At 49.7% G+C, this 15,128-nt stretch carries 8 protein-coding genes; all 8 read left to right on the top strand.

Annotation, left to right across the window (positions count from 1 at the left end; all coding sequences use genetic code 11):
- The first annotated feature begins 169 nt into the window (after positions 1–169).
- The gene (locus B9P82_RS22705; RefSeq protein WP_101700989.1) at positions 170–1,075 is read left to right on the top strand and encodes a helix-turn-helix transcriptional regulator; all 906 of its coding nucleotides are present in this window, start codon (positions 170–172) and stop codon (positions 1,073–1,075) included.
- Positions 1,075–4,356, top strand: a complete 3,282-nt coding sequence (locus B9P82_RS22700; protein ID WP_101700988.1) for a helicase-related protein — start codon at positions 1,075–1,077, stop codon at positions 4,354–4,356. Before B9P82_RS22705 ends, B9P82_RS22700 begins: the two co-directional genes overlap by 1 nt.
- Entirely contained in the window at positions 4,353–5,054 is a 702-nt protein-coding gene (locus B9P82_RS22695; protein WP_101700987.1) for a DUF4391 domain-containing protein, read from the top strand. The genes B9P82_RS22700 and B9P82_RS22695 overlap by 4 nt, the downstream gene beginning before the upstream one ends.
- 283 nt (positions 5,055–5,337) lie before the next feature.
- Positions 5,338–5,496 (top strand): ATP-binding domain-containing protein, encoded by a 159-nt coding sequence (locus B9P82_RS22685; protein WP_101700986.1) that lies wholly within the window; start codon positions 5,338–5,340, stop codon positions 5,494–5,496.
- 144 nt (positions 5,497–5,640) lie between these two features.
- Positions 5,641–7,653: a site-specific DNA-methyltransferase gene (locus B9P82_RS22680; protein WP_101700985.1), complete on the top strand. Its 2,013-nt coding sequence runs from the start codon at positions 5,641–5,643 to the stop codon at positions 7,651–7,653.
- Positions 7,654–7,664: 11 nt separating this feature from the next.
- Positions 7,665–10,736, top strand: coding sequence for a type III restriction-modification system endonuclease (locus B9P82_RS22675; protein ID WP_101700984.1), 3,072 nt, complete (start codon positions 7,665–7,667; stop codon positions 10,734–10,736).
- A gap of 433 nt (positions 10,737–11,169) precedes the next feature.
- A complete protein-coding gene (locus tag B9P82_RS22670; protein WP_101700983.1) occupies positions 11,170–13,821 on the top strand; it encodes a TrlF family AAA-like ATPase in 2,652 nt (883 codons plus the stop codon).
- A 20-nt stretch (positions 13,822–13,841) separates the two neighbouring features.
- Positions 13,842–15,074, top strand: a complete 1,233-nt coding sequence (locus B9P82_RS22665) for an RNA-binding domain-containing protein (protein ID WP_101700982.1) — start codon at positions 13,842–13,844, stop codon at positions 15,072–15,074.
- Positions 15,075–15,128: the final 54 nt, after the last annotated feature.

Raw genomic sequence — 15,128 nt, 5'->3', positions numbered from 1 at the left:
TCAATTTAACGGTATAGAAACATCAACCCATACGATGACTGCCTACATTCAAGACATAAATTCTTGCTGTTACATAAGTATTAATGCTGATTGTCATCAATTTGATTATAATCATGGCACTTTATGGATTACCGTATTAAATATCATTTTTTCCCTATAGTGATGATTTATGCCTAGCTCCCCTTCTAAGCGGCTTGAGGACTTGAGTGTGGCCCAGCGAGAGCGGCTGGCCTACATCGATTTTCGGCTCTACTTCTTCGGTGAGATCGGTCGCCCAGATCTGATTGAGCGCTTCGGCGTGGCTCCAGCAGGGGCGACACGCGATTTGGCTTTGTACCGGGAAATCGTGCCGCATAACATCACCTTCGATGGTAGCAACAAGATCTATCGCATCGGGCAGGCGTTTTCCCCGTTGTTCAAACACGTATCGCAGCGTGTTCTGTCTGCGCTAGCTTTCGGCTTTGGCGATGGCGTGAACGGCTCAATGCAGGCGCTGCTACCATGTGAATCCCCCGCAGCCCTGTGCATCCCCAAGATGGATGTGTTAGCAGCGATTTGCCGAGCCATCCACGCCAAGCGACCTGTCGCCATCCGCTACCACTCGATGAGCGGCGGCGAGTCCGAGCGGGTAATTGTGCCCTTTGCCTTGGTTGATACCGGCCTGCGCTGGCACGTCCGGGCCTTTGATCGCAAGAGTAGAGAGTTTCGGGATTTCGTCGTCACCCGCATCGAAGTACCAACATTGCTCGACGAGGAGCCACAGGACAACGAACGGCAGGATAACGACATCCAGTGGACGCGCATCGTCGAGCTAGATTTAGTGCCGCACCCGAGCGTTGAGCGGCCCGATATTATCAAGATGGACTACGGGATGACAGATGGTTCGATCAGAATGCGCGTTCGCGCTGCGGTGGTGGGCTATATGTTGCAGCGCTGGCGGGTAGACTGCTCACCCGATCATTGCCTTCGTCGACCGGAGTACCGGTTATGGCTCAAAGATCATCTCGCAATTTACGGCGTAAAAAATGCCTTACTGGCACCAGGCTATAGCGCCACTAAGAAGGCTGACTATTAATGGAACTGATCGACAATATCAACCGCCTGCTCGGAGACGACCTAAAGCAGACGCTCAAACCTGGTGCTCGCCTGAAGATCGCCGCTTCCTGCTTTTCGATGTACGCGTTCGAAGCGCTCAAAGCAGAGCTGGAAAAAATCGACGAGCTGCAATTCATCTTTACCTCGCCGACGTTTACTGCTAACGAGGTTACCGACAAGATTCGCAAGGAACGCAGAGAATTCCACATACCGAAGGCTGACCGCGAACGGAGCTTGTACGGGAGTGAGTTCGAAATTCAGTTGCGTAACAAACTGACCCAGCGCGCAATTGCAAAAGAGTGCGCGGACTGGATGCGGCGCAAGGCAACATTCAAGTCCAATCGCAGCAAGGCACCGATGCAGCAGTTTACTTGCATTCAGGCTGCTGCTGCCGCAGATACTGCCTACATGCCACTGCACGGCTTTACCGCCGTCGATCTTGGCTACCAGCAGGGCAACGCTGTCTCCAACTTCGTCAACAAGATGGACGAGCCGACATTTACGGCGACCTACCTCAGTCTGTTTAACCAGATCTGGCAAGACCCCGAGAAGCTGGAGGATGTAACGGCGCAGATCTGCGACCACATTGCATCCGTCTACCAGGAAAACTCGCCTGAGAGCATCTACTTCCTGATGCTCTACAATATCTTCAATGAGTTTCTGGACGACATCAACGAGGATGTCCTGCCGAACGACCGCACGGGCTATCAAGACACGCTCATCTGGAACAAACTCTTTAATTACCAGAAAGATGCTGCCACCGGGATCATCAACAAACTTGAGAGCTACAGCGGCTGCATCCTGGCCGACAGCGTGGGCCTGGGCAAGACTTTCACCGCGCTGGCCGTGATAAAATATTACGAACTACGCAACAAGTCAGTTCTGGTGTTATGCCCCAAGAAGCTGGCGGACAACTGGCTGAACTACAGCCGTAACCTCAAGACCAACATCTTTGCTCGCGACCGGTTCAACTACGACGTGCTTTGTCATACCGACCTCAGCCGTACGAGCGGTGAGTCGTTCGGCACACCGCTGAATCGCATTAACTGGGGCAACTACGACCTCGTCGTCATCGACGAGTCGCACAACTTCCGCAACAATGACGCCTATAAGGACAAGGAAACCCGCTACCAGAAGCTGATGAACAAGGTTATCAAGGAGGGGGTGAAAACCAAGGTGCTGATGCTGTCGGCCACCCCGGTGAACAACCGCTTCAATGACCTGCGCAACCAACTGGCACTGGCCTACGAAGGCGATTCCGAAAACCTCAGCAAGAAGCTGCGTACCAGCAAGACGGTAGAGGACATTTTCCGTGGTGCGCAGGCCAGCTTCAATGCATGGGCAAAGCTTCCACCGGAAGAGCGCACAGCGCGGGCCATCCTGGATTCGTTAGACTTCGACTTCTTCGAATTGCTCGACAGTGTCACCATCGCACGCTCGCGCAAGCATATCCAGACCTTCTACGATACCACGGAAATCGGCCAATTCCCCGAGCGCCGCAAGCCTTTGTCGTTCCACTGTCCGCTCACGCCGCGAACGGATGTGATGAGCTTCAACGAAATTTTCGAGCAGCTGTCGTTACTCAAGCTCGCTGTTTACGCGCCGATCAGCTACATCCTGCCCAGTCGGCTCAAGAAGTACGAGGAAATGTATGACACTCAGGTTGCAGGGAAAGGCAAGCTTAAACAAGTCGACCGAGAAAAGAGCCTGCAGGCATTGATGACGACCAACCTGCTCAAGCGCCTGGAAAGCTCGATTGAGTCTTTCCGCTTGACGCTCAAGTCCCTGCGTGCGAACCACACGAATACACTAGGCAAGATCAGCACTTTCAATGAGACTGGCGGCCTCAGTGGCATTGACAGCAGAATCAATGACCTCACCGACCAGTTAGAAAACCTCGACGCGGACGACGACCTGCCAATCAATGGCGACAGTGAGATCGGAGGCAAGGTCAAAATCAGCCTCGCCGATATGGACTTGCCTTCTTGGGAGCACGAGCTGAAGGTCGATCTGGAAATCATTGATGCTTTGCTGACGTCGATGAACAAGATCACGGCTGCCGATGATGCCAAACTGCAGCATCTCAAGACACTGGTTCTGGAGAAGATCGCAGCACCTCTGAATCCCGGCAACAAGAAGGTGCTGATCTTCACCGCCTTCGCCGACACCGCTGACTATCTGTATGCCAATTTGGCTCAGGAATTGCTGGCTACACAGACCTTGCACAGTGCAAAAGTCACCGGCAAAGGGGCACCGAAGAGCACGCTCAAGAAGAGCTATGACTTCCAGGAACTGCTTACCCTCTTCTCGCCGCACTCGAAGGAGAAAGCCATCGTGCTGCCAAATGAGGAGGCAGAGATAGATGTGTTGATCGGCACCGATTGTATCTCTGAAGGTCAGAACCTGCAGGACTGCGACTACCTCATCAACTACGACATCCACTGGAATCCCGTGCGCATCATCCAGCGCTTCGGCCGTGTGGATCGCATCGGCTCACCCAACAGCAGCATCCAACTGGTTAACTACTGGCCAGACATCTCGCTCGACGAATACATCAACCTGAAGGAACGGGTTGAGAGCCGAATGATGATTGCCGATGTCACAGCCACCGGTGACGACAATGTGCTGAGCGCCCAAGCCAACGATGTGTCTTATCGCAAAGAGCAATTGCGACGTTTGCAAGAGGAAGTGATTGAGCTGGAAGACCTGAAAACCGGAGTGTCGATTACTGATCTCGGGCTCAATGACTTCCGAATGGACTTGCTCAACTATGTGAAGGTCAATGGCGAATTGAGCAACGTGCCAAGCGGGATGCACGCCGTAGTGCCTGCCAAGCCGGAGATGGGCCTACGCCCGGGTGTGATCTTCACGCTACGCAACCGGAATCCAAGCGTCAACGTCAGTCAGCACAACCGCCTGCACCCTTATTACCTCGTCTACATTAATCGCGAGGGGGAAGTCATTCACGATTACACCGAAGTCAAACGTTTGCTGGATCTGGTTCGCTCCTGCTGCAAGGGACAAGCCCAGCCTATTACAGATGCCTGTCTCCTGTTCAATAAGGAAACGGCCGATGGCCGCAAGATGCAGATGTATTCGGACCTGCTTGGCAAGGCCATCCGCTCAATGATCGAGGTGAAGGAAGAGAAGGATCTGGACAGCCTCTTCTGCGGCGGAAAGACCACCGCGTTGGTCAATACTATCGTCGGGCTAGACGACTTCGAACTGATTACCTTCCTCGTGATTCAGGAGGCCGGATGAGTCAGTCTGCGCGATTTGGGTCGAATACCGCGTTCATCTACTATCCGAAGCAGGCTGTCTTTGGTCGTACCCTGCCAAAGAATAAGATCTACGAACACAGCGGCGCCAATACAAGGCTGAAGGACTTGTTCGTCGAGCAAGTAGAGCAGATCGTCTGGCAATATAAGTTGGCCCCGGAAACGATCAATCTGCCCGCCAGGCCGGGAGTGCCTGAGCTTCAGATTTTCTCAATCCAGCTCAAGACATCGGAGCTGAATCTGGATGTTTTGCGTTGCATAGATGGCGCGGTGCAGTTTCCCATCATCTTCGAGCTGAGCTTTGATGGCCGAACAAAGGTGATCGCTGCATACAAACGCCCCAATGAGTCAGACGCCAGTCGTTGGGTCTTGAGTGACTACTTTGCCACAGCCTGGTTGCCGAGTGACAGTGAGCGCGCCGCAATGCCCTTAGCACTCGACCTGGGCGGCTTGTATGAGCAGGTGCTTCACCGCCTGATCTCCATGCCCGCGCGCCCACAAGAAAGTCTCGCGGACTTGGTCGCACGTGTCGAAATGGTTGCAGCCAAGCAGCGTGAGGTTGAGAAAGCCGCCAGTAGACTTGCCAAAGAAAAACAATTTAACCGCAAAGTAGAGATCAACGCGCAATTGCGACAGCTTAAAAACGAACTTGAAGAATTGACAGGGAGAGAGCGTGCATGACGCAGAGCCTGAATGACGAGTCAAGGAAACATATCGAGGAGATCGCTGGTGAAGCATTGGCGCAACTCGAAAGCATCGCTGAAACCGCCTGGGGCAAGCTGTACAATGGAAGGACACTTGGTTCCGATGCGCTGGCAAATATCAACACAATGTCGTCCAATTCAGCCATCCAAAGGCTGGGTAAGATCAGTCAGGCGAACCGCGAAAACCATCAGGTACTGGTGGCGGAGCCTGCCATTGCTCGTGTTGTGGTAGTCGATGAAGAGGGAGAAGAGAAAGTAACGTGCGCGTGTTCGACATCCAGCACATCAAAGGCATGGAGTTCGAGGCGGTGTTCTTTGTCAGCATTGACCAGCTCGCCACTCTGCACCCGGCGCTGTTCGATAAATACCTGTACGTCGGCACCACCCGTGCGGCAACCTACCTGGACGTGACCTGCTAGGGCAGCTTGCCATCTGCACTCGAGAGCCTGCACCTGCACTTTTTCTAGGACTTGCAACAAGGCAACTAACCATACCAATACGAACTTGAATTGTGAGCCGCTATGCCTTTTCAATAAGCAGCATAGCGGCCAGAGGAAAAGAATATGGAAAAGCTAAAAATGTATTCACCCAATCTCACGCAGGACAACATCGCTCGCATTCGCGATCTGTTTCCAGGCTGCGTCACCGAAGCTAAGGGCGAGGATGGTAGCGTGAAGCTGGCAGTGGATTTTGACCAATTGCGCCAGGAACTGTCTGATTCGATTGTAGAAGGGCCACAGGAACGCTACCAGCTGAATTGGCCTGGTAAGCGCGAGGCACTGCTCACTGCAAATGCACCGATTGCAAAGACGCTCCGTCCAGTACGTACGACAAAAAATTCAAAAGGCGAACACATTGAAGAGAGCGTCAACTTCGACACTACTAAGAATATCTTTATCGAGGGCGATAATCTCGACGCGCTGAAGCTGCTTCAGGAAAATTATCTTGGCAAAATCAAGATGGTCTATATCGACCCGCCGTACAACACGGGCAACGATTTTGTTTACGCCGACGATTTTGCAGACGAGGTCTCTGAGTTTTTTCTTCGCTCAAATCAGGTGGATAGAGAAGGAAACCGCTTAACAGCCAACCCCGAAACAAGCGGGCGCTTTCACTCGGACTGGCTGTCCATGATGTATTCGAGACTAAAGTTATCGCGCAACTTGCTACGAGATGATGGATTAATCGTAATTCATATTGATGAGAATGAATATCCCAACCTAGAGAAGCTTCTAGCTGAAATATATGGTGAGAAGAATAATCTCGGAACTATTGTGTGGGATAAGAGAAATCCAAAAGGTGATGCCACAGGTGTCGCGCAGCAGCATGAGCTAATTTGTATTTACTGCAAAGATCGAGAATTTTTCAAGACAACCTGCGAGTTCCAGCGACCAAAAGAGAATGCAGGAAAAATGCTTGCAAAAGCCAAGCAAATTCTTAGCAAGGAGGGCGGGGTAACTGAAAAAGCAAGGAAAGAATACAAAGATTGGGTAAACCAGCAAGATCTAACTGGCGGGGAAAAGGCATATAATCAAATCGATGACAATGGCGACGTCTTCCGTCCGGTTTCTATGGCGTGGCCGAATAAGAAAAAAGCACCGGAAGATTATTTCATTCCGCTAATTCATCCCGTAACAGGGAGGGAGTGCCCTGTTCCTGAGCGTGGGTGGCGAAACCCTCCTGCAACAATGCAAGAACTCTTGAAGTCAGGGTTGATTATTTTCGGTTCAGACGAGAAGACGCAGCCAACAAGAAAATATCGGCTGAATGACAATTTATTCGAAAATATCCCTTCTCTGCTTTATTACGGTGGCAGTGACGACGCTTTGCTTGCTGACCTTAAAATTCCTTTTGATACACCGAAACCGGTTCAGGTAGCAAAGAGACTAATTCAATCAATTTGCAAGAATGACGATATATTGATCGACTTCTTCGCTGGCTCGTGCACGGCGGCGCATGCAATTATGCTTTTGAATGCGGAAGATGGGGCAAATCGTCGATTCATAATGGTTCAATTGCCCGAGGAATGTGACGAGAAGTCTGAAGCCAGAAAACTTGGATACTCAGTAGTTTCAGAGATTGGAAAAAATCGCATTCGGAGAGCTGCAAAAAAAATTAGAGAAGAATTTTCAGAAATCTTGGCTACGAGAAATACGGATCTTGACTTAGGATTTCGCCTGCTTAAAGTCGATACATCGAACATGGCTGACGTCTACTACGGCCCCGATGTGCTGGAAAAAGCCAATCTCGACTTGTTTGTTGACAATATCAAGCCTGATCGCACGCCTGAGGATCTGCTGTTCCAAGTAATGCTGGATTGGGGCGTCGATCTGGCCCTGCCTATCGCCAAGCAGTCCATCCAAGGTAAAGACGTGTTCTTTGTCGATGGTAATGTGCTTGCCGCCTGCTTCGACGCCAATGGAAGCATTGACGAAGCCTTTGTGAAGGAACTAGCCAAGCATCATCCACTGCGCGTGGTGTTCCGTGATGCGGGCTACAAGAACAGCGCGGTCAAGATTAACGTTGAGCAGATTTTCAAGCTCTTGTCGCCCGTCACCGAAGTGAAATGTATCTGAGGGAGCGCGCAATGAAGATTAAATTTAAACACCAGCCCTATCAGGCTGCCGCCGTGCAGGCGGTCGTGGATATTTTTCAGGGACAGCCGCCGGCCTCTGCTGCGGCCATGAGCTATCGCCTTGACCCCGGTAGTGTCAAAAACGGCATGGGTGATTTGTTTGCGGTAGATACCGGTTTTAAAAATGCTGAGCTAACCCTCAGTGAGGATGCCTTGCGGGAGAACATCCAACAGGTGCAGCGTCAGCAAAACCTACCGTTGTCAGAGGGCTTGGTCAAGACTAAGGTCGCCAGGCTAAATCTTGATATCGAGATGGAAACGGGGACAGGTAAGACCTACTGCTACATCAAAACAATCTTCGAGCTGAACAAACAGTACGGCTGGAGCAAGTTCGTCATAGTGGTACCGAGCATTGCCATCCGCGAAGGCGTGGCCAAGTCGCTGGAAATCACGGCCGAGCACTTTCTGGAGACCTACCACAAAAAGGCGCGCTTCTTTATTTACAATTCTAAGCAGTTGCACCATCTGGAGAGCTTTTCCTCCGATGCCGGTATTAATGTCATGGTGATCAACGTACAAGCGTTTAACGCCACCGGCAAAGATAACCGCCGCATCTATGAAGCGCTCGATGATTTTCAGTCACGTCGCCCGATCGATGTGATCAGCGCAAACCGGCCCATCTTGATCCTCGATGAGCCGCAGCGGATGGAGGGGGGCAAGACGCTAGATTCCCTGGCGAATTTCAAACCTCTGATGATGTTGCGCTATTCCGCTACCCACAAGACCACACACAACAAGATCCACCGCCTAGATGCGCTTGATGCCTACAACCAGAAGCTGGTGAAGAAGATTGAGGTGCGCGGGATCTCGGTGAAGGGACAGGCGGGAACCAACGCCTATCTCTATTTACAAGCCATCGAAATCTCAAACAAAAAACCGCCAGTCGCGGTTGTGGAGTTCGAACAGAAACTCAGCGGAGGAAACATCAAGCGCGTCACTCGCAAACTGGGCAAGGGTGATAATCTGTTTGTGCTATCGAACGAGCTGGATCAATACCGCGATGGGTTTGTGGTATCGGACATCAATGCCAATACGGACACCTTGAGCTTTACCAATGGTGTAGAGCTGATGGTGGGTGATGCGACTGGTGATGTTTCCGAGATAGCGCTGCGCCGCATTCAGATCCGTGAGACGATCAGGGCGCACTTTGATAAGGAGATGGAGCTCTTCGATAAAGGGGTGAAGGTTCTCTCGTTGTTCTTTATCGACGAAGTAGCCAGGTACCGGGACTACTCCGCTGCCGATGAAAAGGGCGAGTACGCGAAAATCTTTGAAGAAGAGTACGCTAAGCACCTTCAAGAAGTGTTTGATAATGGGTTTATGGAGGGGGATTCCCCTTATGCTAAATATCTACGCCGCATTTCAGCCAATAAGACGCACAAAGGCTACTTTTCCATCGACAAGAAGAGCAAGCGCCTCACCGATCCCAAGGTCGCTGCGCGCGGTGAAAATGCTGGCTTGTCGGATGATGTAGATGCTTATGATCTGATCCTCAAAGACAAGGAACGGTTATTATCACTCGCTGAGCCGGTGCGTTTTATCTTCTCACACTCGGCCTTGCGTGAGGGCTGGGATAACCCGAACGTGTTTGTTATCTGTACTCTCAAGCATAGTGATAACACCATTTCACGCCGCCAGGAGGTCGGGCGCGGCCTGCGTTTGTCCGTTAATCAAAATGGTGATCGCATGGATCACCCGTCCATTGTTCATGATATTAACGTACTGACAGTTGTGGCCAGCGAAAGTTACAAGGACTTCGTGACCGCCTTGCAGAAGGACATTAGCGACTCCTTGTCTGCTCGTCCGCGTGTGGCGGATAAGGCCTACTTCACGGGCAAGATGCTGAACACGAAGGAAGGCCCGATTACGGTATCGGACGACCAGGCCACAGACATCGAGTTTTATCTGATCCAGAACGGCTACGTCGATAAGAAACGCAATATCACGGAGAAGTACCATCAAGGTAAGAAAGACGGCACGCTGGAGGCATTGCCGGATGAACTGCAACCCTGTGCAGAGCAGATATTTCAGCTGATTGATAGCGTATTCAGCGAAAGCCAACTCATGCAGATAGACGATGGCCGCAAGCCCAAAAGACTGCAGACCAACGCCAACTTTGAAAAGCAGGAATTCAAGGCGCTGTGGGGGCGAATCAATCGCAAGGCTACTTACAACGTGTTGTTTGATGATGTTGAGCTAGTGAACAATGCGATCAAGGCGCTCAATGACAAGAATGCTGGGTTGCGAGTGACGCCGTTGCAGTACACCATTCACCGTGGCGAGCAGGCTGATACGGCAACTTACGATGACCTCAAAAAGGGTGATGCCTTTGAGCTGAAAGTTACCGAAACAGAATCGCAAAACGCCTCCATCCACTCCGCTGTGCAGTACGATCTGATTGGCAAGTTATCAGAGGGGACTTTGCTTACAAGACGAACCGTTGCCGAAATTCTAAAAGGTCTCAATGCTGACGTCTTCGCGCAATTCAAGAACAACCCGGAAAGTTTCATTGCCGAAGCCATTCGCTTGGTCAACGAACAAAAGGCCAATGTCATCATCGAGCATCTGGCCTATGACACGCTAGAAGACAAGTTTGATTTGGACATCTTTACCACGGGTCAGAGCAAACAGGATCTCAGTAAGGCTGGGAATAAATTGCAAAATCACATCTATGATTACGTGCTTACCGACTCTGCGATTGAGCGCAAGTTCGTCGAAGAGTTGGATACCAGCAAGGATGTGGTGGTATATGCCAAGTTGCCACGTGGTTTTCTGATCCCAACCCCTGTCGGCGATTACAACCCCGACTGGGCTATTTCCTTCAAAGAAGGCTCGGTCAAGCATGTGTATTTCGTTGCTGAGACCAAGGGTTCGATGTCGTCACTGGATTTACGGCCTATTGAAGCCACCAAGATTAAATGTGCCCGTAAGTTCTTCGATGAGATCAACAAGAAGTTTGCTCCAGAAAACGTGAAGTATGACGTAGTGGATAGCTTTGGTAAGCTGATGGAAGTGGTGAAGTAAGGCACTAATGATTGGCCATGTGGTGGGGAGATTATGGCGTACACAAATTGCCACCTATACACATGGCCACATCTGAGCTTGCGTCAGGCATCTCTTGTTTGCGTTCATATTACGGCGTTCTATCTGCAAACGACCGGGCGATGCTTTAAGGTGAGATGCTTTATCCTCCACCTGACGTGTCTGTTCCTGTCGATGTATGGAGGCTTTATCGGCCTGGGCTGGATGCCGCCGATGCCCCATCTACGGAGCAGCAGTGCAGGGGAGTTTTAGGATTATTTCGTCGTACTGACTTGGACGCTGAAAAAGCTAGTAAATAAAACTAGACGTACAGTTGAGAGTGAAGATATAGGCCTTTTTATCAATGTGATACAGGGATTTTAAGCGTATTATTTACTACAAGTAGTAAATCACTAGAAAGATGTGGAGCCTGATGATGTCTGTGAACTGGACTAAAGCTGATTTTTTTAAGTGCGCTTTGCAAGTAAACCCTGCGGGTTACAGTAAGTATCGCGGGAAAGAATCACTCTGCGAGGATATCTACAATCAGCAGCTTTTGGAGGCCTGCCTAGAAGCTGGTATTCAGGTTGTTGGTGTTGCAGATCATGGTGCAGTTGATGCGGTAGACAGACTTCGTCAGCTCTTTAATGAGCATGGAATTGTCGTTTTTCCTGGGTTTGAGATCTGCTCAAGCGAAAAAATTCATTTTGTTTGTTTGTTTGATGAAAACCGGACCGTACAGGAACTCGAACGCTGCTTGAGCAATCTGGGGTATGAAAATCCCGATGATTGCATATCCCCTTCGAAGCTTAGCGCCATACAAATCATTGAAAAAGTAGAATGCCTGGGTGGGTTTATTTTCGCTGCACATAGCACGAATGATAATGGCGTACTGAAATGCCGTATGAATCATATATGGAAAGAACGTGGATTGTTGGCGGCGCAGATTCCAGGAACTGTCGAGGACTTGAAAGGGATTGAGGATGATTTTTATCGAAAAGCTATTCTGAACAAACTCCCTGACTATCGTCGCGAGCGACCTGTTGCCATTATCAATGCGGCAGATGTTTCCCAACCAGAGGAAATTAAAACACCGGGAGCATCCTGCCTGATAAAAATGACGCGGCCATGCTTCAGCTCATTTAAACAGGCATTTTTAGATCCAGAATCACGAGTGCGCCTAAACGCAGATAAGCCACACTGCTATGCTTCGGCAATTGAAAGTATTCGTTTTACGGGTGGATATCTGGACGAAACCGATATCTCTTTTTCCGACCACCTTAATGCTGTAATTGGTGGGCGTGGTACAGGTAAATCGACTTTGCTGGAGGCCATTCGCTTTGCTCTGGGTAAACAGCCTTTTGGTGATTCAGCACAAAAGCAACACATTGCAATTATCAAGAGCAACCTAGGAAATGGTTCGCTGGTTCAACTGCAGGTTCGCTCTGCTGTGATGCAGGGGCGTACCTTTACTATTAGTCGCAAATTTGGCGGGCAATCCATTGTAACGGACAGTGAGGGGAATGTTTCACCTTATTCTCCCGATGATTTACTTCCTGGGTTGGAGTTGTACGGGCAGAATGAAATTTATGAAATGACCCGAGATGCTCAGAGTCGTAACCGTCTGGTAGAGCGATTTTTAGAAGGTGATCACAATCAATACGATGTGATTATCAACAAAGCGTTGGCACGTCTGGGGGAGAGCCGTCTTGCTATCCTTAATGCTCTGGAGCAAAAAGCGGAGACAGAAGTTGAAGTTGCACGATTGCCGAAACTACTGGAGCAGGCAGCGCAATTTAAGCAGCTTGGTCTTGATGAAAAACTCAAAATAGTCCCTTTGCTGGAAAAAGAAAAGCAGCTCAGTTTACGTCATCAGGAAGAATTATCCGGGGTAAAGGACGCTCTTTTGACGCTTAAGGACAGCCTTCCCGACATCGCTTACCTCAGTGATGGTGTGATAAATGTTTTGCCTCACCACTCTCTTCTGCTCCAGCAACGTGACGTACTCCAGCGAGCGCAGGATCAAGTGTCAACATTAGTTCAGCAACTTGATGAGGTCGTTCAACGTTTATCTGCGGAACTTGCTCCTTTACAACTTGAATTATCAGGTTTAATCGGTGCAGAAGAGGCTCAGCTTGAAAAGGCCTTTAAAGATATCCCAGCCAGCCAGGGAAAAAGCGGACGACAGATTGGTGCAGACTATCAAACCTTGTTACGTCAGATTGCCTCTATTCGCCCCAAAGTAACGGCGCTAGAGAACAGGCAAAAGCAACTTGATGAGCTATATCAGCAGCGCAAGAGACTTCTTCTGGAACTTATCCAAGCGCGTTCTCAACGCTCTGCAGCTTTGGCAAAATCAGTAAAACGCCTGAACAGAAAACTAGATGAAAAAGTACGACTCAATTTGCAGCCAGAGGGTGACCGTCAACCCCTGTTGCATTTTCTGGAACAATGTAATCTGGAAGGGATTGGGTCACGACGCCTTGCTTGGGTAATGGAGCATGATTTTACACCCGAAAATCTGGTTGAGAGTATCCGTAGTGGTGAACAGGCTTTACATAGTGCCGGATGGGGAATCACTCCAACTGTCGCCCAGGCTTTGCTACGTCTGAACGAAAAACAGCTTTTGGAACTGGAAGCATTGCCGTTACCGGACACTATGCAAATTGAGTTGAATGTCATGCATGATGGCGGTGGCGTTTTCTGGCGCCATATTGACGAACTTTCTACCGGACAACAGTGTACAGCTGTCCTGCATTTGCTGTTACTGGAAAATCAGGACCCTCTGATCCTGGATCAGCCAGAAGATAACCTTGATAACGCATTTATTGCAGAGCGTATAGTGACAGAACTGCGTAAGGCGAAGTTGTCCCGGCAGTTTTTATTTGCCACACATAACGCTAACATACCGGTTTTCGGTGATGCCGAATGGATTGGTGTGTTGAGTGTGGAAGAGGGGAAAGGGCGTATTCTTCCCGAGCAGCAGGGTGCGATTGATCTACCTGAAATCCAGCGTCTGGCGGCGAATATACTCGAGGGTGGTCAAAGCGCATTTAATCAACGCCGGGAAAAATACGGGTTCAATTAACAAAGAATTAGGAGTCAGTCATGCTTAAAAGCGAATTACTGGAGATCATTGCCAATGGGGAGAGCTCTGGAGTGGAGTTTAAGCGTGATGATATCCGCCCAGAGCAGTTGGCGAAAGAAGTTGTTGCGATGGCTAACTTCCGGGGAGGGAGTGTCCTGCTAGGTGTGGAGGATGACGGTACCATCACCGGCATTCAGCGTCAGAACCTAGAGGAGTGGGTGATGAACGTTATGCAGGATAAGATTCATCCAATGCTTCTGCCGTTCTATGAAGAGGTCCGGATAGACGATAACCTTACAGTTGCTATTGTTAGCTTTCCGCAAGGGATCTCTAAGCCATATGTAGTTCGCCATCAGGGAAGAGAGGAAATATTTATTCGAGTAGGATCGACTTCTCGGCTAGCGACTCGTGAGCAGCAAATGCGTTTGTTTGAAATTGGCGGTATGTTACATACAGAGGTAATGCCTGTTCCGAGAACAGATATTAGCAGTCTGGATGAAGCTCGTTTACTAAATTATCTGCGTGATATTTTGCGTGATCCTGATATCCCTGAGACTCCGGAACAATGGCAACAACGGTTGTTAGGATTAAGTTTTCTGACACAAGCGGGTGAAAATGTCTGTTGTACAATTGCGGGGTTGGTCCTCTTCGGTAAACATCCACGCCAGTATTTACGTCAATCAGGTATTCGAGTTTTTGCCTTTGCCAGCGAGGATAAGGAGTACCAACCGTTACTCGATGATATTCTGGATGGCCCAATGGTTGGGCGTTTTGATACTGAGGAAGCCGGAAAGGCTTTGATCGATGGTGGATTGATTGAGCGTTTGATGTCGACCATTATGCCCTTCATCACTTCAGAGGCCCCTAAACCCGATACGCATCTACGTCGGGAAACAACTTGGTATTATCCACTAGAAGCTATTCGCGAAACTGTTGTAAATGCGCTGGCTCATCGTGACTGGACACGCTTTGTTGAGATAGAGATTGGCTTGTATAGCAATCGATTTGAAGTTATTAGCCCTGGGGCGCTGAATAACTCGATGTCGGTTGATAAGATGGTAGCAGGTCAGCGTTCACCACGTAACACGATTATCATGGAAGTCTTACGTGATTACGGCTACGTTGATTTTAGGGGGATGGGGGTCAGGACAAAGATTATACCACTTACACAGGCAATGAGTGGTCAACCCCCTGAGTTTACTGCAACAGATGATTACTTGAAAACCATACTTTATCGCTCGCCATCGTCTTGATATATAAGATCTGGCCTTTCCATCCATAAGAAAGGCCATCGTTGTAAAAAATAA

Origin of the sequence: Citrobacter sp. L55 (genome assembly GCF_002850715.1) — a bacterium.
GTDB lineage: Bacteria > Pseudomonadota > Gammaproteobacteria > Enterobacterales > Enterobacteriaceae > Citrobacter > Citrobacter braakii.
This window is presented reverse-complemented; position numbering and strand designations above follow the sequence as displayed.

Bases quoted from the DNA above. Each gene is read 5' to 3' on its own strand.
- B9P82_RS22705 (WP_101700989.1), top strand. From the start codon at position 170: ATGCCTAGCTCCCCTTCTAAGCGGCTTGAGGACTTGAGTGTGGCCCAG.
- B9P82_RS22700 (WP_101700988.1), top strand. From the start codon at position 1,075: ATGGAACTGATCGACAATATCAACCGCCTGCTCGGAGACGACCTAAAG.
- B9P82_RS22695 (WP_101700987.1), top strand. From the start codon at position 4,353: ATGAGTCAGTCTGCGCGATTTGGGTCGAATACCGCGTTCATCTACTAT.
- B9P82_RS22680 (WP_101700985.1), top strand. From the start codon at position 5,641: ATGGAAAAGCTAAAAATGTATTCACCCAATCTCACGCAGGACAACATC.
- B9P82_RS22675 (WP_101700984.1), top strand. From the start codon at position 7,665: ATGAAGATTAAATTTAAACACCAGCCCTATCAGGCTGCCGCCGTGCAG.
- B9P82_RS22670 (WP_101700983.1), top strand. From the start codon at position 11,170: ATGTCTGTGAACTGGACTAAAGCTGATTTTTTTAAGTGCGCTTTGCAA.
- B9P82_RS22665 (WP_101700982.1), top strand. From the start codon at position 13,842: ATGCTTAAAAGCGAATTACTGGAGATCATTGCCAATGGGGAGAGCTCT.